Origin of the sequence: Rhodococcus sp. IEGM 1381 (assembly GCF_030056795.1) — a bacterium.
In the GTDB taxonomy this organism is placed as follows: domain Bacteria; phylum Actinomycetota; class Actinomycetes; order Mycobacteriales; family Mycobacteriaceae; genus Rhodococcoides.
Genome location: NZ_JASHKQ010000003.1, coordinates 234474 through 253005, shown reverse-complemented (window position 1 = coordinate 253005; position 18532 = coordinate 234474). Strand labels below are relative to the sequence as shown.

17 protein-coding genes are annotated in these 18532 nt (G+C 60.1%); 7 read left to right on the top strand and 10 right to left on the bottom strand.

Annotated elements, in window-relative coordinates; genetic code table 11:
• The first annotated feature begins 76 nt into the window (after positions 1 to 76).
• Entirely contained in the window at positions 77 to 2560 is a 2484-nt protein-coding gene (locus QM797_RS13220) for a hypothetical protein (RefSeq protein ID WP_283276066.1), read from the top strand.
• A gap of 361 nt (positions 2561 to 2921) precedes the next feature.
• Here the strand turns inward: QM797_RS13220 and QM797_RS13215 are convergent, their stop codons facing one another.
• The 6 genes from QM797_RS13215 to QM797_RS13190 form a co-directional block, all read right to left on the bottom strand.
• Positions 2922 to 3692 (bottom strand): TatD family hydrolase, encoded by a 771-nt coding sequence (locus tag QM797_RS13215; RefSeq protein ID WP_283276065.1) that lies wholly within the window; start codon positions 3690 to 3692, stop codon positions 2922 to 2924.
• A complete protein-coding gene (locus QM797_RS13210) occupies positions 3679 to 4932 on the bottom strand; it encodes a queuosine biosynthesis protein queC (protein WP_283276064.1) in 1254 nt (417 codons plus the stop codon). The genes QM797_RS13215 and QM797_RS13210 overlap by 14 nt, the downstream gene beginning before the upstream one ends.
• Positions 4933 to 4949: 17 nt before the next feature.
• The gene (locus tag QM797_RS13205) at positions 4950 to 5441 is read right to left on the bottom strand and encodes a hypothetical protein (RefSeq protein ID WP_283276063.1); all 492 of its coding nucleotides are present in this window, start codon (positions 5439 to 5441) and stop codon (positions 4950 to 4952) included.
• A gap of 299 nt (positions 5442 to 5740) precedes the next feature.
• Positions 5741 to 7420, bottom strand: coding sequence for a KAP family P-loop NTPase fold protein (locus QM797_RS13200; protein WP_283276062.1), 1680 nt, complete (start codon positions 7418 to 7420; stop codon positions 5741 to 5743).
• Positions 7421 to 7981: 561 nt separating this feature from the next.
• Complete coding sequence (locus tag QM797_RS13195) at positions 7982 to 8542, bottom strand: hypothetical protein (RefSeq protein WP_283276061.1); 561 nt, start codon at positions 8540 to 8542, stop codon at positions 7982 to 7984.
• Positions 8543 to 9599: 1057 nt separating this feature from the next.
• The gene (locus tag QM797_RS13190) at positions 9600 to 10058 is read right to left on the bottom strand and encodes a VOC family protein (protein ID WP_283276060.1); all 459 of its coding nucleotides are present in this window, start codon (positions 10056 to 10058) and stop codon (positions 9600 to 9602) included.
• Between the two features lie 104 nt (positions 10059 to 10162).
• Between QM797_RS13190 and QM797_RS13185 the strand changes: the two genes are divergently transcribed.
• A complete protein-coding gene (locus QM797_RS13185) occupies positions 10163 to 11158 on the top strand; it encodes a helix-turn-helix transcriptional regulator (protein WP_283276058.1) in 996 nt (331 codons plus the stop codon).
• A gap of 691 nt (positions 11159 to 11849) precedes the next feature.
• On the opposite strand, the gene QM797_RS13180 is transcribed toward QM797_RS13185, so the two are convergent.
• Positions 11850 to 12329: a hypothetical protein gene (locus QM797_RS13180; protein ID WP_283276057.1), complete on the bottom strand. Its 480-nt coding sequence runs from the start codon at positions 12327 to 12329 to the stop codon at positions 11850 to 11852.
• 79 nt (positions 12330 to 12408) lie between these two features.
• Here QM797_RS13180 and QM797_RS13175 point away from each other — a divergent pair, with 79 nt between their 5' ends.
• The 3 genes from QM797_RS13175 (at position 12409) to QM797_RS13165 (ending at position 13950) form a co-directional block, all read left to right on the top strand.
• Positions 12409 to 12588, top strand: coding sequence for a hypothetical protein (locus QM797_RS13175; protein ID WP_283276056.1), 180 nt, complete (start codon positions 12409 to 12411; stop codon positions 12586 to 12588).
• A 68-nt stretch (positions 12589 to 12656) separates the two neighbouring features.
• Positions 12657 to 13430: a DUF6226 family protein gene (locus QM797_RS13170; RefSeq protein ID WP_283276055.1), complete on the top strand. Its 774-nt coding sequence runs from the start codon at positions 12657 to 12659 to the stop codon at positions 13428 to 13430.
• A gap of 37 nt (positions 13431 to 13467) precedes the next feature.
• Entirely contained in the window at positions 13468 to 13950 is a 483-nt protein-coding gene (locus QM797_RS13165) for a GNAT family N-acetyltransferase (RefSeq protein ID WP_283276053.1), read from the top strand.
• 127 nt (positions 13951 to 14077) lie between these two features.
• On the opposite strand, the gene QM797_RS13160 is transcribed toward QM797_RS13165, so the two are convergent.
• The 3 genes from QM797_RS13160 to QM797_RS13150 all read right to left on the bottom strand — a co-directional run bounded on the left by QM797_RS13160 (position 14078) and on the right by QM797_RS13150 (position 16821).
• The gene (locus QM797_RS13160) at positions 14078 to 15157 is read right to left on the bottom strand and encodes a hypothetical protein (protein WP_283276052.1); all 1080 of its coding nucleotides are present in this window, start codon (positions 15155 to 15157) and stop codon (positions 14078 to 14080) included.
• Positions 15158 to 15234: 77 nt separating this feature from the next.
• Entirely contained in the window at positions 15235 to 16296 is a 1062-nt protein-coding gene (locus tag QM797_RS13155; protein WP_502942337.1) for an ABC-2 membrane transporter-related protein, read from the bottom strand.
• 48 nt (positions 16297 to 16344) lie between these two features.
• Entirely contained in the window at positions 16345 to 16821 is a 477-nt protein-coding gene (locus QM797_RS13150) for a hypothetical protein (protein ID WP_283276050.1), read from the bottom strand.
• A 118-nt stretch (positions 16822 to 16939) separates the two neighbouring features.
• Here QM797_RS13150 and QM797_RS13145 point away from each other — a divergent pair, with 118 nt between their 5' ends.
• Both QM797_RS13145 and QM797_RS13140 read left to right on the top strand, forming a co-directional pair.
• Positions 16940 to 17272 carry a putative quinol monooxygenase gene (locus QM797_RS13145; RefSeq protein ID WP_283276049.1) on the top strand — a complete coding sequence of 111 codons (333 nt, stop codon included), beginning with the start codon at positions 16940 to 16942 and terminating at the stop codon, positions 17270 to 17272.
• Positions 17273 to 17332: 60 nt separating this feature from the next.
• Positions 17333 to 18514, top strand: a complete 1182-nt coding sequence (locus QM797_RS13140; protein ID WP_283276048.1) for an alpha/beta fold hydrolase — start codon at positions 17333 to 17335, stop codon at positions 18512 to 18514.
• The last annotated feature ends 18 nt before the right edge of the window (positions 18515 to 18532 follow it).

The window sequence follows — 18532 nt, the reverse complement described above, 5'->3', positions numbered from 1 at the left end:
TCGGACCGCCCCAACCAGTATCTTTACTGTTCGTCGGCGGAATCTCGATGGCCGCCTGAGAGGGAGGTTGCGGAGCGTGTCGTCAAATATCGAATATGCAACGGTCACAATGGGATTGAGAGCACCTCGTGTGGCCGTCATTTTTCGAAGTGAGTCGGACTGGGAGTACTTCGCCCGGATGGCGATGCGTTCTGCTAATAACACGTGGGGCGGTGCCGGATTCGTCCTGGTGCCTGCCGTCGCCGGCCCGCTTGACGGGCGACTTCGTGATGCCCTCGTTGCTTACGACCCTGACTATGTAGTGGTGTCTGGTTATACCGTCGGGGACGTCGACAACCTGACGCCAGGGACAATTGCACGAATACTCGACGAACAGGGCATCGTCGAGGCCGAGGACCGGTCACGGCTGGCGGGGGACCTTCGAGTAGAGATTGTTGACGATGCGATTCTCTCGGAAACTCGCGACTGGCTTGTAGACCAGTGCTCCTCGTACAGGATGTCGAGCGGGAGCGAGTCCAGCCACGAACGACCCTGGCATGAGCGCGAACGTGTTTTACCGACCATAGAATCTTCCGTCTTGAGTAGTCGGTCGAGCGCATTAACCTCGATGAATGAAGTACGTAGGCCGTCAGACCCCATGCCCATGGCCGCGTCGCCGTTCTTGGAGGGTGATCTTGGAGTTGCGGTCGCAATGCGTCTTGGTCAACTAGAGACGCCGAAGAAGGGACTGTCACCGCTTGGTGAAAAGGAGAGAACCGCGATCTTGCGGTGGCTCTTTCGTGCAGAGGGCAGGCACCCATCTGTGGTTCCAGACGCTGCTCTTGACCCGGGGCGCGGAATTGCGAATGGCCTACCGAGCGCGTGGGACGCCACTTCAACTGGGCTCAAAACTGTCGGTCGTGGTTCGAGCCGTCGTATCCGAAACCTCTGCGTTGTCGGCGATTCCCCGTCTGATTTCGCTTTAGCAATGATTTGGGACAGATTGTATGGAGGCGGAAAATGGATCCCGAAATCGATGCTCGACGGCGGTGACCATGACCTTATACTCCGTTTGCTGAGAGATTCCATCACGCCGCCCCTCAGTAGTAGCGGACGAGGGGCGATGGTGACCTCCATCTCGTACGATATTGAAGAAGTTGCTGACTTTCGGGATGAAGTACTGCGCGTTTCGTCTAGTTTCTCGTTGTCGGATGCAGCAGATGGGCTTCCATGGAAAATCCTCCCCGTGGTAGGGCTCGATAAAATTCTTGAGTTTGACCGCTATGGAATGCGCCACCTCGGAGTGCACGAGCAATTCAGCTCGACCACCGTGATGCCTGTTATTCGCGATATTCACGGGACAACCACGATCGCGGCCACACCGCCGCTTCCCATTGTTCAGGACGATCGCCTACAGCTTGTTTCTGATTTATCTGTGCAGATCAACTTGGATGTGGCTGATACGCCGATTCCGCCGGCCAGATACATGCCGAGTGACGTGCTCTTGCATCGGGACGAAAATCCACACGACACTTGGATTCGCGTAGCGCGCGACGGGTTGTCCTACGAGTCACTTGCTTACGGTTTCGTACCAGCTGGCTCAGCCGCAGATCAACGGCTGGCAAAACCGAGAATTAGTAAGCCCGGTATGCAGAAGTGGGCTCGGGCAATGGCAGCTCAGAGCGGTTTTAAAGCATCTTTATCCCCTGCTGGTAGACATGGTGACGTGCTTGAGGCGATGCTGGGTTCGAGGTCGAGATTGCTTGACGTCGTTTCCAGTGACTTGCTATCAGTCTTGCGCAGCTATGTCCCCCGCGCAAAGACCACGCACGAGCAGTTTCCTGGCGGCGAAGGCTGCGTAATTCGCGACACGGTGTACCTAAATTTTGACGGAATTGTAAATCTTTCCAAATTGTCTGTTGAGGCGGCCCGAGAGCAATGCGATCTACTCCTCGCTGAAACGATCCTAACCAGAGGGCTCTTGTTGGACTGCGTGATGTGCGGAACTCTAGACTTCGTGTCGATCGGAAGGTTGCAACAAACGAACACTTGTCTCCGGTGCGGGCATGCGAGTCAGCTTTCGGTTGCTCGATGGAAACAGCCCCATGACGAGCCGCACTGGTTTTATGATCTGCATCCTGTCGCAACCTCTCTCATGAGTCAGAATGGCGACGTACCTCTCCTTCTCGCCGCCTACCTTCGGTCAACGGTTAATCATCGCAATCACTACGTCGACTGTTCAGAGCTTGAGGTGTCTGACTTGTCGGGCAAGAAAGTTGCGGAAGCGGATCTGCTGGCGTACGTGGATGGCAGTGTCGTCGTTGCTGAGGCGAAGTCAACCGACGAACTGGACTCGGGCTCAAATCAGAAGAAAGCAGCCAAGAAGAGGGCATTGCTTTCCGAGATTTTCGGTGCCGACGAGATTGTGCTTGCTACTACGAAGAATTCGTGGAAACCGTCAAGCATCGAGGCGATCAATGTGGCCGTGGAACAGCATAACTGGAGGAATTCGCGGCGCCCGCGTATCCGGGAAATAGTGGGTTTGGGGACCGCTGGTGCATCTGATAGGTACATCGATTAGTCAGATACTCCAACCTTGTGTCTGCGCACTTATGGGTCGGAACCGGTCGGCAGACCCACTATCGCACATCGATCGTCGTCAGCGTCGACCGTCGATGGTGCCAGGTCCCCAATAGTCAGGCCACAGCATTCGGTCACAGCCATTGCCATTGCCGCTGAATAGTCTGAAACCGAACCGAACATTATCGGGAACTTTGCAAGTCCATCTGTTGAAGAGCGCGGACACAGTACGAGTCGGAGTCCACTTCTGGGCCGAAGACGTTGATACCGCCCTCAGACAGTTTGCCACCGTTAGCTCTGAATAAAATTTAGGCACACCAGTCCTGGTGACGACGTTGCTACCCTGCCACTTTAACGTACATTCATTCGGCGATTACTGATCCTGCAATAAGATCGCGTACCAGCAGGGGCAGTTTCTCTTCTGCGCCGGTTCGATGGGCGATTGTGTGGAGGTTGCGCCACACGAGAAGTCGGGCGTCGGCGTTGTATTGCTCGCTGAGTATGTCTTCGATGGCGTTCGTGTCACCAGGGCGGGTCGCTCTGGTTCGGGAGCGCGAGGCCGGGAAGTCGGTTTCTGTTAACACTCGATCTTTCGGGATCTGTTGCAGATGAGCGTGGTTCATTGCTGCGTTGACCGAGAAGTAGCAGTCCAGGTCGATTGCTCGTGCAATGTCCCGTGCTGTGCCGTTGAACCAGTGCAGAATGATCCCTGGATGCGGTGCGCGCTCTATTTCATCGAGCACTGCAGCGCACCGTCCGGTGCTATGCACGCTGAGCAGGACCGGCTGGCCGGATGCGGCGGCGAGGATGCGCCCGAACATGGCGTTCTGCGCGTTGGGGTCGCCGCGTCGATCGAGTCCGATTTCTCCGATAATCGCGAAGTCTGCGATTGATAGTTCGAAGGCGTCACCGTCGAACTGTTCGATCGTGCGTGGAACGCCGGGGTGCGAGCCGAGAGCCCACACGACGCGTTTACTGGTTGCAGCATGGGGGCGGAGTGTATATCGGGCTTCGTTTACCGAGCGTGTCATGGCGAAGACGACAGCGTCGTTCAGTTGGTCGAGTTGTTTAGTGCTCACATCGGCTGCGATGTGAGCGTGTACGTCAAGTGGGGGAAGGTCAGAGTGATGCATCGAGTGCTTCCATCAGTTCGATTCGTCCTGCGTTGACCATGGCAAGCATCGCGTCGTAGTCGGTGCCGGGTGGCCACGGTGCGGAAACGATCAAATCATCAACGACGGGGTCACGCATAGCCCACGTCCGGACAGCCCAAATGTCCGCGTGCCGAGCGTCGATGAGTTTGGCGCGAGCAGCAGGGGTGATGCGATCCAGTAGGTAATCAGTCGCGTCGGGGAGACCGGCTCCGAGGAACGCTCCTTTTCTGACCAGGCATGCAATACATAGGCCGCAGTTGACATTCGGACTGCCACCTTCGTATCCCAGGCCACCGTCGAGTTTGCTACACGAAATGGTTTGTGAGGCCAGAGCTAGCACTTTATCGCCGCGGTTGTCGACGGCGGCGCGGAGCATAGCGCTCTTTGTGGACATGGCGTAGGGATTGACCAGTGTGACCGGGATCGTCAGGTCCTGGAGAATGCCATTTGCCTGTTGGAACGTCCACGGGTGCGTGGACTTAGTGGACAGTGCCCCGCCCCTACTGGGCAGCATAGGCGGGTTCAGGCTGGTGAAGCCGTTCTCGGGGACGGTGACCCGTGATGCGCTGATTGCGGTGGCAGCGGCGGTCGCGAGAGTCATGAACATCAGCGATCGAGTACGAGTCGAGTTTTCTCGGGTGGTTTTCGGTGCAATTCGCACCCGTTTCCATGCGAAAGTCGGATCCCATTGCCTCAGGGCGGTATTGAGTTCATCTTGTGCGTGCACGATTGCACGGCTGTGGTCCCGGTGTCCGAGATGGAGACGAGAAGACTGTCCGTCGAATGATGCCACTGTCCCGCAGAAAGAATCGAGACCGCCTGACAGCAGCATTACTTCGTCGCGGATTTCGGCGACTTCGGAGGGGGGTGTGGCGGTCGACTGGTTGGAAACGGGCGTGAGTGTCCACGCGTCACCGGTCAGCCAGCTGAGCAGGTTGACGAGCTGCTGACCGGTAGGGCTGAGAAAGCGATCGGGGTCATCCAGGTGCACGATCACCTCCATTCGCCGGGAGAAGTAGGCTGACGACCGCGCTATCGTGCGGTCGGCGAGATAGGCAGCGACCGCGATCCTGGCGAGGTCTCGTGCAGGGGCGGTTACGTTGCCGAGAGCGGAGAACGTCCATTCAAGATCGGTGGTAACGGTATCTGATGGGTGGGTGAGGGTGGGAACTCGAAGCGCAGTCGCGTCGGACCGAGTTGGAGTGTCATCGGCGGCCATCACTTCTACAGTATCGATCAACGGGTTGTCCTCATCACTCTGAATATCGTTTCTACGAGACCTGTTGCTTTTTCGATGAAGAGTGCTGGTGAAAGAAATCGACTATTGCCTGAGGCCATTCCCTTTGCTTTCTTGAAGATGACGGGTTTAATTCGTTCCTCGAACCGTCTGACGGCGTCTCGGCTCAGCTCCCGGCGCGCGGTTTGCGATGTGAGCTCGACCAGCGCCTGTTGATAGACGTAAGAGGCCAGAAGAAAGTCGATTTGGGCGTCTTGAGTCATGGCGGGGTCTTCTGCTTGTGCCTTCAGTGTTTCGTGAGCGGCTCGACGTAATGCTTCGTCGTCGGGATGGCCGGGAGCGCCGAGGATTTCGTCGAGGATCGTCTGCTGTCGTTCCCGTGCGGTCAGTGCGCGCAGACGGTCCAGATCCAGTCCCAGCTCGGCGAGCGCGGCGCGGTCGCTGCGAGAGTAAGCCGCGCCAGCGGCGACCGCTGCCGACCCTCGCGCCACCGATTGGCGTGCGCTGCGTCCTGAGCGCGGCGTGCTGACGAATTTGGCAGTGCGGCTTCGAACGCTCGACCCGCCTGGAACGTACGGGGACGGACGTACCGAGGAGGGTGTGTACGTCGTAGACGCCCCCGGAATCGGCCGCGACTCGTGCGCCATGATAGCGCTGGCGACATTGTCGATGAGCGAATCAACAGCGGCAGCACCCAAGCTGGCTGCGCCGGCGTCGACTCCAACCGCATCGTCTGCAGCGCTGTCCCACGGCGCGGAACCACTGCCCCCGTACGCGAGCTGGGTCCCCATCAGCTCTGGCCGTTGTCGAGGCTGCGTAGTTCTTCACCTGCGAGGTTCCGTACGTCGTCTTCGATGTTCGCATCGTTGATTAGTAGTGCGAGAGTGTCCCTTGCGCCGGGAACGCTGGCAATGTCGACGACTGCCGACGGGGTCAGCAGCCGCAAGGCATGTTCCTTGACGGCGCGATGAAAGACTGCAGCCAGGCCGGGGTCGCTTTTGGCGAGCTCAGCGGCGGACGAGACAGCAATGTTCGTATCGACCGCGCCTGCGCGTTGTATTAGCCGGACTATGACGGCATTGCGTTCCTCGACGGGTAGCACGCCGACATCTTCTAGCGCCGTACGTCGCGCGGTGTCCGATATGGCGAGCAGGTCGTCCATCAAGGCCAGGGCATCGGTGGATAGCCCCTCGCCAGCACTGGCGGATGTGAACGTGGCTGCGACAGTGAGGTAGGCGTCGATTCTTCCCGCCACCGACGCCAGCCGCGGATCGGCCGACGCCCACGCTCTTGTTTCGTCGTCGACTCCCTCCGGTCTCGTATATGTCGAATCATTTAGTTCGGATCTACCCCAGGCCTCCCAATCATCTAGCAGCGATCCACGCTGCTCCGGCGGCGTCTCGACCAGCATTGCAAAAGAAGTGGGGAAACGATCCTCGAGTAGGTACAGCTTGAGCATCACTCCCAGATCGAGGGACGCCCCGCGGTCACCGGCGATCGAGACTCTGACACCCCATGCGTTGAGGAAGCGCTTGATGGCTCGTGGACTACTCCAGGTGTCGATGCTCAGGACGCGGGCGATCTGTGCTGCGAGCGCCAGGTCTTCCGGATGTGGCTTTTGGACATGATCTTCGTAAGGTCCGCTGAGGTAAGGCTTCTTCCCTTCTGATCGGCGCTGCGATACATGGTCAACCAGTGCCTGGGTACGTGCAGGATCCTCGTCACGTCGATGTGCAAGGAGCAATGCGATGTAAGTTTCTGCGTCGTCGCGCGACAACGTGGGCAACCGTATGGGTAGCTGCACAATCTTTTCGAGGTATCTGTCCGAGTAGGTGTTTCGGGCTCCCGAGTTGGTGCTGCGCTCGATCGCGAAACGAATCAGGGCTTCTTCGGCCGCGAGAACGAAGGCCATCTTGGGCACGGACAGGAACACTTTGATTGCCTCAAGAATAGCCACGACGGAGTCGGGACTGCAGCGGTCGAGATCATCGACCAGAACCATGACCTTGCGTATCCCGGTGGCGTCTCTCATCAAGGCCTCGAATTCGTCTCGAAAGCCCGCCATAGAGGTGGGTTCGTCGGCGCCGGGAGAGAATGCTTCGATCAAATCCTTCGCGTCGAGGGCGCGCGCGAGGACCATGTTGGTAAGCGTCGCACCAGCTTTGACCCATTGGATCCTTTTCAGCAGCCGCTTAGTGTCGCCAACAAAGCCCTTTTTCGTTGTCAATTTTTGTAGTACCTGTGAGATGAGCAAGGCTCGGACCTCAGCCTTGGGCAGGTCGTCGTACTCCCACGGATCGCACCGAACCACAACGAAGTCGTTTTGGTCTTCCAACTGCTTGGCGATGAGTTTGAGGGCCGACGACTTCCCACCACCCCACGACGACTGCAAGGCGACCGTGACAGGGTCCAGATCCGGGGATGACGCTGCGGAAACTACCGATTCTACGACATGCCCGAAACCCAGCATGTCGACGTCGGTCGGGTTGTCGTCCCACAGGCGGAGCTTCTCAGCAGGCATCGTTCTCTCACCTCTGTCTACAGTTCCGGACAACATTCGCGCGCATGAAGAACGTACCGCCTCGCATTTTTACTGACGCCGAAACAGGACGAAGCGTTGTCTGTGCGGAGGTTCTCGATCAGTTGCTTGGACTAAGCCCCTGCAAAAAAAGAATTTCCGCAAGTGGAACACCTCGCCGTAGGGCCGATCGATTAGCCACCGACCGCCGTTCTGTTAACCGGTAACTGTGTCTTGCCCGCTGACTGTGCCGCTTAACAAGCTCAGTCCTCGGCGGCTCAACTCGAACGAACAGACCTGGACGTTGGATCCGTCGGACCCATGTAGCGCGACGAAAGCTGCCGTACCCTTGGTCGGTGGGTTCGCGCCTTCTGCTGCCGTTCCCCGATGTCTGCATACTCCGGAGAGCAACATTATTTAGGTTGGCTGTGAAACATAAACAGTAATTGCTTGTACCACCATGTGTTTCGAGTCCTATCTCGTTGCATGACGCAAATTTGGTTGACTCCATTTTCACATTCCTGTGCCGTTCACCCGAGACCACAGCGTTAAGTGAAGTGTCATTCGATCAGCCGGTTCGTCTACGGCCGGGTTCATGACCCCTTGCGGTCCGCGAGTTGCGATCAGTTCGGCCGGTGGGGCCAGGTATGAGCTCCACAGCGTGTCTCGCAGGGCCTTGACGTGTTCGGTGAACTCGACCACCATCGGGGAGTCGTTTGACGGACCACCGGCAGCGGACACCGAGACTCCGATTGAATCGAGGACGTCAGGCGCATCGTGGAGATAGTCCGCAAACACGGTGACTGACTCAATGTCTTGAGACAGCCGATGCGCGACGTGACTATTTCGCCAGTTCATCAGAATGTCGTTGAACTCGACGCCCCGTGCGCCGCGGGCCTCGCGTAACAGGTCATCATGGTCAAGCTTGCGGCGTCTGTCGCTGACAGCCATACGGCCGTAACTGACGATCGCGGACTCCCACAGAGCGCGGCGGTGAAACGCATTGGCCGCGATATCGGAGATTTCAACCCTCGCGAGCAGGACCATGTCGACGTGGATCAGATCCGCCCACAAGGAGGCCCACTTTCCAACCCGATTCGCGTCTGCCTCGTTGAGCAACTTTCGGTGAACTCGATATGTATCGTCCGTCATAAGCTGATGTTCTCTCATCCCGTCGCGGTCGTGCCGCATAGCGCCCGGTCTGCCGTGTCGTCCGGACAAGGTGCAACTTTGTCGGGTTCGTTTCTCCCATCCGAGGCTGTGTCCCCGCGTACAGCTCCGCATAGTCGTAGCTACCTTGGCGCTATCCACGGGGTTCAGAGGGTCGGATGCGTGTGATGGTATTTGCGTTGTGAGCGCAGCAGAATCGAGGTCGATCAGTAATGACGTACCCAGATCGTCCAGAGAGCAGCACCGCCTGGGTCCCGCGGGGCTTTGCGAATCGAATAGCGCTCGCGGTGTCCGTTGCAGCGGCCGGACCCAATGTGGTGTCCGGAATAGCTGGGGAGCGGGGTGGCGGAAAGTCGTCGATATTGGACATAATCGAGACGTTCTTAACCGGCGGATGGTTTGTGTCTTCAGGTCATCACTTTCAAATGAGGTGGAGTCGAAAGTCCACGGCGGTCCGTTTAGACGATGACGGACCATGCGGGACTCAGTTGGACCGGGAGCGGGTCGACTGAGGTCATCGTTTACTCATCACTTTGCGGCGCACCCGGGTGGATTCACGCGGACGCCGATGGTCACTCGATTCGCCGAACACCCAGCTCAGCGGGCCAATGGTGGACGCGGGTGCATCCACTTGAATTGTTATCTCTCGTACAGCGGGTCCGGGGTTCGAATCCCTGATGGCGCACAAAATGACCCCTTGACCAGCAGAAATGCAGGTCAGGGGGTCATCTTTTTGCCTTGGGGTGTTAGGTCTACTCATCACTTTGAGCCGCTGATGCCTAGGTTCGGGCCCGCTGATCGGCGGTGAAGTTCGAGCAGGTCTTGCCGATTCACAGGCGCGTTTGGGCGTGACGGCGTAACCGCCACGGGCTGAGCGATTCAGATTGCCCGGCCGGCGCACCGCAACCCATCGTGATGCGGCGCGGGCGTGCCCGACGTCCGCGCCGCATCGGGTGGGTTACTACTGGGCCGGGGTGACGTTGATGCTCCAGGTGACGCCGAATCGGTCGGTGAGCATCCCGAATCCAGCGCTCCATGCAGAGGCAGCCAGCGGCTCGATGACGACGGCGTCGACGGCCAGTGCCTCCCAATAGCCCGTGAGCTCTTCGAGGGTGTCGGAACCGATCGAGACGAACAGGGCTTGGTCGGTAACTGTGGTGCCGTTCTCACGGCGGGTCGAGCCACCGCCGGCGATCGAGCCCTCGGTGTGGCCAGGGATGTCGTAACCCATCACCCGGAAGCCGTTCTCCGCGGCTACGAGACCGAAGACGACCTTGTCGGCACCGGGTAGATCGGCCGGCATACCGAAGTCCGAGTAAGTGTTGATCACGGCGTGCCCGCCGAACACGGACTGGTAGAACTCCAGTGCTGCTCGGGCGTCGCCACGGAAGTTGAGGTGGGTGGTGGTCTGAATGGTCATTTCTGCTCCTGGTGAGAACGGCGGCGGGGTGTTTCCCCGACAACATCGATCCTCACAGCCGTATAGGGCAGCTTCTGTCCTATATCCAGGCGTAATCTGGGGAAATGACAACGACCTCCCGACTGTTGAATCTGCTGTCGCTCCTGCAGACTCGACGCGACTGGCCGGGCTCTGTGCTCGCCGAGCGGCTGAACATCAGTCACCGCACGGTGCGCCGCGATGTCGACCGTCTTCGCGAGATGGGCTACAGCATCCAGGCGACGATGGGCGCCGATGGCGGCTACCGGCTCGATGCCGGCAGCGAATTGCCCCCGCTGTTGTTCGACGACGACCAGGCAGTCGCACTTGCCGTCTCCCTGCAGGTAGCGACCGTGACCGGCGTCGGCATCGAAGAAGCCGCCCTCCGAGCGCTGACCACCGTGCGGCAGGTCATGCCATCCCGACTGCGACATCGCCTGAACGCACTCGAGTTCACGACAATCTCGAGCCACCCCGGAGAAGGAGCACCCGCGTCGGTTTCTCCCGAGGTACTCATCGCGCTGTCGACGGCAGCGCGAGCCTCGGAGGTGCTGCGGTTCGACTACGCCGGACGACGCCCCGATGCCGCGTCCGGCGCCGCACTACCGCTTCGGGTCGAACCACACCACGTGGTGATCTCGCACGGCCGCTGGTACCTCGTTGCCTGGGACCTCGAGCACGATGACTGGCGCATCTTCAGCGCCCACCGCATCACACCCCGCATTCCCACTGGACCGAGATTCGCCCCTCGCGAAGTACCCGGTGGCGACGTATCCGAGTTCGTCTCCGCCCGCTTCAAAGGCTCCGAACGCACCAATCAGTGGCCCTGCACCGGGAAAGTCATCCTCGGCCGCCCCGCCAGCTACGTCCTCCCATTCGCGGGCGACGGAATCGTCGAGGACCTCGGTTCCGGACGATGCAGCCTTGAAGTCGGCTCGTGGTCCTGGGTCGCTCTTGCCGCAGCCCTCAACCGTTTCGACACCGACATCGAGGTCGTCGGCCCACCGGAACTGACCCGAGCATTCGCACAACTCGCCTCGCGTAACCGGGCAACGGCACGAGGCGACAAGCTAACCGGCTAGGGCCGAGGTCGAACGGGAAGCCCTGTCGTGGGTGCATCGGTTCAACCAGCCGCATGCATTCCTCGATCGGGTATGTTTCGCTCGTCGACTACGAAAATCCACAGCCTCGATGTCCGCAGTTGCAAAGCGCACTACACTGTTGGGCGACCTTGGGGGTGCGTCGCATCCGGCGACAATCGGTGATGGTTTCAGTGAGCGTCTAGTGACAAGCGTGTCGGACTGGCATCGAACAGCCGCGGCTCTCGGCGATGTGCGTCGACATGAAATTTGTCTGGGCAATTCGAACAGCCATCTCCCGTCTGACCCTACGCGCCGAAAACCGTCAAACCTGATTGACGGTGTGCACATGATCCCAATGGATGGCTGCGCGGCAGTGGTCAGCATGCTGACCGAGGCGTCGTCACCGTTGATGACGTAGGCGGTGGCAGTGTCGGTGGCGGAATCGACCGCAGACACAGTGCCCGGTCCTGCGTTGGTCACGTAGACGGTGCCATCGAGCACTGTTGTCAGAACGGGGTTCTTCCCGGCAGACACTGTTGATTCGACGGCGTTGGTCGCGGTGGCGATGACCGAGACCGTCCCGGACGTGGGGTTGGGGACGTAGTCGGCGTGCCCAGCGCGGCGATCACCGCCGCCGTCGACCACGCCGATGCCGAACCGTGCCCGCCTGGGGAAAGGACTGCCGGGTTCGCTACTCCCAGCTGCCGTACAGCTTCCAGTTCTCCAATTGGATCTCGAGGTCCTGAGCATCGCGTCTGCGACTGCGGAACATGTTCGCCCACCCGGTGGTTTTCACGCGATCTGTGCCCAACAGTTTCGTCTTTTTCCCGTCGACCCCGACCGCCGTAATGGACGGCCCATCATCCCCGCCTCCCTTGGTGCGGAACGACTCGATTTCCTCGCGGGCAAGTACTGCAACCACTCCGCTTCGACGACGGGTTTCCAACCGGTCCGGGTAGACCGCTGTTCTCTCGAACGGCGCCCTGAACACCTGCCACAGCGAACCCGCGATGACGACGACGAAGAAAACAAGCATCCAGGTGGGAACCCATGTCCACGTCCGGTTGACAACAAGAAAGATCACCATGAACCCACACACCGACGAGTTGAGGAGCATGTGGAAGCGTGCGTCGTGTGCACTCATCCCGATCTCGGTCAATGCGTCGTCCATGGCTTTCGCATTTTATACCCCAACGGGCTGTCAGGACGATCGGACGACGCACTGGCACAGGGGTTTTTTCGATCAGCGGTTGTCCGAGTCGAGTCGGGGACTGGCGTGGGATGCGATCAAGCTCACCGAATTGCGCCGTTCGTATCATCGTGCGCGGGCCGATCCGGACACTGAACCGCTGAGCGTGATGTTCGCGAGGATCGTCTACATCTTCGGGGGTGGTACCTACTGGGAGATCACGATGAATTCGGTGTCGTAACGTCCTCACGTGCCTTCCCCGGACGATAGTTTCTACCCAGAAAGATCCCGTATTCCGGTACCTCCGGGATGCATGTCTGCGCTCATCTCTTCGAAACGAATGGGAGTCGAGTGGCCTCAGAACTCGAAGAGCCCTGGTGGGTCCGATACAACGACGACATCCATGGTGTGATCGAATCCGGTTGGGGAGAGAACTCGTCGTTACTCTCGCCCGAAATTTGCGTTTTGCTCGCAGAAGTGGACGCTGAGTTTGTGGCCGAAGGTGGGGACTCTGGCGTTTGGCCGAACCCGCACGCGGATGGCACGTACGTGGACGAGTCGGAATTCGGACGCTGCCCCGATCCGAGCAGGTTCTTGCTCGTCGCGATCCGTGCGCAGGCATGGGTGTCGGTGCTACTCGAACGGGGTTGGGCCACCGTTACTTCCGACTTGGACTGGGCACTTCGCCCGCTCGAGTGCGGGGGAGCGGATGTGGTGCTCGCACCGCTAGCTGACGGCGCCGTTCCATTGGTATTGACCACGCACCAACCGTCCACGACAGAGCACCCTGTCAACATCTCGATAGCCGCCGGCGACCCAGCGGTCAGCCTGGCGTCTATTCCGGACTGCGCATGCGACGGATGCGACAGCGGATCCGCAGCATTGATCGAAGAAATCGACACGTGGATCCTTTCCGTCGTCGACGGATCACTCGCCGTGGCTGCTTCGTTCGAGCACTATTCGTGCCGCACATCGTTCCACTGTCAGAGCGGAACCGTCCAAAACCTCGACCGGTCCACGTCATTCACCGCTGCACCATGGCCGCAGAACTGGAGTGCGCGATCGCTGGTGTCCGAGACCTGATCAGCGTCGACGAATGTCGTTGCGGGACACTCGATCGATGGCGCTCGTACGACCGAGGAATGCAGTTTACTTGCCGCGGTGTGTCGAGGCGCTGAGCGAGGTCCACGAATCCGACGACTATCCGCATCGTTGGCCACCAGATCCGGCTGGCTGGTTGACGCCCGAGAACATGGCGGCCGCGTGGGTTGCCGAGCATGAGAATTGCATCGTCGGACACGTCGTCATCGTCGACAAGTCCGGTGTCCTCTGGGTGTCCCGACTCTTCGTGCGACCGGGATACCGGGGCTCGCTCGTCGGAGATTCGCTGTTGCGGCAGGCGCGAATTGGAGGTGCGTCGATGCTCGACGTCATCGAGCGCTCCAGCAAGGCGATCGAACTGTACGAACGCACCGGCTGGACGCTGGTCGACACGCGTCCGGCAGACTGGATCATGACAGACGGTCGTAGACCGGTCGAGCGAATCTACCGAGTGGATCCGCACTCGAACCAACTCACTGAAGCCGTTCCAAAGCGCCGGTGATCGGCGTTCCGATGCCGGTTCGACGACGTGGCACTGGCGGTGTAGCGACGAAGCGGAGACGCGGCCCGATATCCGAGTAGTGATCGTGGGCATGACTGGGCACACCCAGCAATGAAAGTCGCCCACTTCAACTCGGTGCTGTGGTCCAGTGTTCGTCGTCCCGTCGCCATAGAACAGGTTCGTCTTCGGCATAGACGCAATCAGTGTTCAACCACCACGTCGTGTCCGGATTCCAACCGGCCAATACCGTCGCACCCCTGTTGTGGGTCAGCGGTATTACGATTCCTGGTGTCGTCAGGTAGCCGAGCATGGTGAGGTGTACGGCGTCGAAGTCGTTGGCCACCGCCACCCAATCGGGAATGAACCAGTCGCGATATTCACCCGTTGTCTCGAACCAATCCGAACGCTTGGACTCCGGCACCGCCAACGGGTACGTATCGACCAGGCGAGCCCAGTCGGCGGGGGTCCTGATCTCGTACACACGAGGGTTGCCTCGGACGGTCACCGGCCACACGCGTGCTTCACCGCAGCCGGACGAATCCTCCTCCAACAGTAACTCCAACGCCCCCAGGCGCTCACGCGCGCGGGTGGTCTCCAGAGCTGAGCTCGGCGAGGGAATTGACCACCATTCTCCGCCTATTCGATTGTCCGGGCGCTCGATTCGCCACGCGCGATAGCGCTCTTCATCTTCGAGGACGTGGGCACGCCACAGGTCGAGCCCGGCACTTTCGCTTCTGTAGGGAAGGGCCGATTCGGGGAACTCATCGGCACTGTATGGATGCGCCACCATGCGCTGGCAGCTGGTATCGACCCCGTCGGACCACCACTGAGTGGCAGCGGATGCCCACATCGCAGACGCTATCGGTCGCAGTGCCGCAACAGCTTGCGGTGTGGCCAACCAGATATCTTCCTCGTCGGGCGGCTGCCAGTAGCGTGCCCAGTCCGTTGCAAATCCCAAAGGGTCGAGAACCTCCGATTCCGATAGCTCGGCGAGCGCAGCAACATCGACACCCTGCAGCACTTCGACGGCGTCCGCGAGTGTGTACGGACGGTACGGATTCGCAGCGCGTTCGTCCGCGCTGCACAGGTACCCGAGATTCGCGCAGAAAAAGCGTCCCCGCGGGGACGCCAGAACAAGCGTCGCGTAGTCCAATGTCGTGTCCGATCTTTCTACGCCTACCTCCGCGTCGAGGTCGGTGGTTTTCACGCTCGTCGAGAACTCTTGCAGACAATTGTCATGTGCTGCGCAAGTCCATTTCCGGCTCTAGCGTTCGACAGTGGTTCTCAGGTGAGTCGCCGGGCCCTCCACATTCCCACCCCACCTGCAACGAGGGCGAATGTGAGCATGAGGCCGGTTTCGATGGCTTGGAAACGCCAGAATTTGTCCTCGGTGTAGTAGCGGATGTCGAAGCGGTCGACGCCTTGGTCGCGTAGACAGTCGTCGAATCGTGCCGCGCGATCCAGGGTTTCGAGTCGAGTGCGCTCCGAACGCTCTTCGTCCGTCTCCCAGGCACGTGGATCCCAGTAGTCGTCCGGGTACGGCTGATGGCAACGATCTGTTCGAGGTCTGACACCCGCCCCGCTGCTGTCGACATACCCGGCGTGAACGACCCACGTTCCATCGGTGGTGTAGTAGGGGTTCGGGGGATATTCCGATTCGCGATACAAGCCGTTGATCGGCTCACTTTCGACGGTGGGCGATCCGTAGTGCTCGCGTGCGATCCACGTGAACGCCACCGGAACGATGAAGAGAAAGATGAAGAGGGTGGCGAGTATGGACATGACTCCGCTGCGGAACATCAGCACCAAGGTGCTGCCGACGAGCAGCATCAGCAACGTGTAAGCACCCAGAACGACGCCGGCCGTTTCGAAGTGAGGGAAGTCGAACCACGAGAAACTGACGGACGGTCCGTATAGGGCGCTCGAGGAATTTCGAGACAGGCCCGTGGCCCAATGCAGTGCCAAGCCGAGACACGTCATGGCCGCCGAGATGGGTAGGAAGACAACAATGACGGGCGCGAGGTACCACTGGATTCGACTGGTGGACTGGGTCAGTGCCAATACATGGTTACGTGCGTCCACTTCACGGGCGAATGCGGGGATTCCGACGAACATCCCGAGCAGCAACGGTAGAAGCAGTGCGCACAGTGTCGACAAGGTCAGTGCGGTCTCCGGTCTGCACGGCCCGACATCGTTCCATCGAGAACACATTCTCGAGAACGACCACGATATTTGCGGATAGCGTGGAACGTACAACCCTGCCGTCAAGGTTGCCGTGATGAGGATCGCGATGGCGCTCAGTGAGATCAGCAGAGCTGTCCGGTTCAGTCGCCATGTAGACCACATCACGGCCGTAACCACCGAATCGCGAGCGTCGACTCCGATGCGCGTATGTCACGCAACGGCGAACCGCACCGTGTTTGCCAACGGATCGAGGTATGTCGTGCTGACCGCGTTGGGTGCGACAGTCATCGAACCCCCACCCGATGGCATCGGAAAGGTGATGTCTCCTGTCAGCGGCTCGAACGCCCGAGAAGTGAAGGGCAACAGAATCAATCGATTGCCGCTTCCCTGCCCGTTCTCTTCGGCGGCCGGCCAGTAGTTCACGAATATTGCGTTGTGACACTGGCCGGTGAAGAAGGGCAGCCACGATACGGACACCGTCACCTGCCCCGGCCCGTCGTGCGGTGTGTGGACGGTTCCTGTCAATTGTCCACTGCACGGTACCGAGAAGTTCTCTCCCAGTGAGTAAGCCACCGGGAGAGGCGTCAATTCTGCGTGGTGCGCATGTGCAAGCGCCGGAACGCAGATCGTCGACGCGATGGCCGCACCCGCGACGACCGCCAATCTCGCCACAGCTCTCTTGATCATGATCGGCGACACTACAGGCCGGACAAATCCGGCTCCTGGTACCAACGCACCACCGTCGAATGTCCGACCCATGGTGCATGATCGCGGGCATCGCATGCGTCAGCCGAAAGGAACCACCATGTCGACCGAACCCGAGGCTGGCTCCGGCGTCACCGTCGTCGTCTCGCACACGACCTTGCCGAACCAACGCGACGCCGTCCGAGTCCTGTGGGAAAAGCACATGGCACCGGCCGTGCTCCACAATCCCGGGCATCTCGCTTACTACTACTGTCTCGATTCCGACGATCCCGATCGCATCTTTGCGTTTCAGCACTACCGCACCGCCGAGGATGCGGTCACATTTCTCCAGCATCCCGCCTATCGGGCGTACGAACGTGAAGTGGCACCGCTGTTGGCCGGCGCACCACAGGTACGCACCCTTGTCCCGACATGGATCAAGCCGGGGAAGTAGCGGAAAAACGGCGAACAGCGAATGCGGATCATTACTCGGGACCGCATACTTGCTCGCGAGATGAGACTCCTTTCCGTCACCTTTGCGCTCTCCGTCTTTGTCGGGTCCCTCGTTCTGTGGGCCGCACCCGTCTCGGCGGCACCAGGTAGTGCCGATTTCTACGGTGCTCCCGTCGCCGACCTCGAGGCCTTCGAGCCCGGGGCCATCGTGCGTCGAGAGCCTGTGCCGCAGCTCGACCTACTGGGGTCGCACACCGAGCGCATTCTGTACCGATCAGCGGACCCTCGTGATCGTGCGGTGGCGGTGTCGGGGCTTCTGATCACACCCACCCGTGCGTGGTCGGGGCCCGGGCCCAGGCCTGTGATCGCTTATGCGCCGGGCAGTTACGGGATCGCCGACCGCTGCTCGGGTTCGTCCGAGCTGGGACTGACCACGACGATGCCGGCGCTGCTGCCGTTGTTGGCGCAGGGATACCAGGTGGTCACAACGGACTACCAAGGGCTCGGAACCCCTGGCGACTATGAGTTTCTGGGCCGGGTCGCCAGCGCCCGTGCCCTGTTGGACTCGGCCCGGGCCGCGGCACGTGAGACCGACGCGCCCGTCGTGCTCTACGGATACTCGGCGGGCGGCGTTGCCTCGGCCGCCGCCGCAGAACTCGCCTCCACCTACGCGCCCGACCTGTCCGTGGTCGGTGCTTTCGTCGGTGCCGCACCGACCGATCCTGTGCTGCGTGTCGAAGGCCAGGATGGAACCGAGTGGGCCGCAACAATGCTGTACTCGATCGATGGCCTGATCGGAGCGCATCCCGACCGCGCCGACGAGATCCGTGCCCTCTTCAACGAACGCGGTCGGGTGGCTCTGGATGCGGCACTGGATTTCTGCAACACCGACGCGCTCGCGTACGGATCATTGCGGTCCGAGGACTTGACTGCCGACGGCGCGACGCTGAGCGCACTGATGACGGGGCCGGTGTTGGGGCCACTGACCGCGGCGAACACCATCGGGTTCACCGCACCCGACCTGCCCGTGATGATCGTGCAGGGCATCAACGACCGCTCCGTAGGAATCGAGCAGAGCCGGCTCCTGGCACAGCGCTGGCGTGCCGCTGGTGCCACGGATATCACTGTGCGTGAGTTGGACTTCGGAACCGATCTGGTCCCGGCATTCGACCATCCGGCCGCCAATGCCGTTGCCTACCCCGAGGTGATCGGGTGGATCGATCGACTTGTCGCGCAGGCATAATTCGATACCCAGCACGTA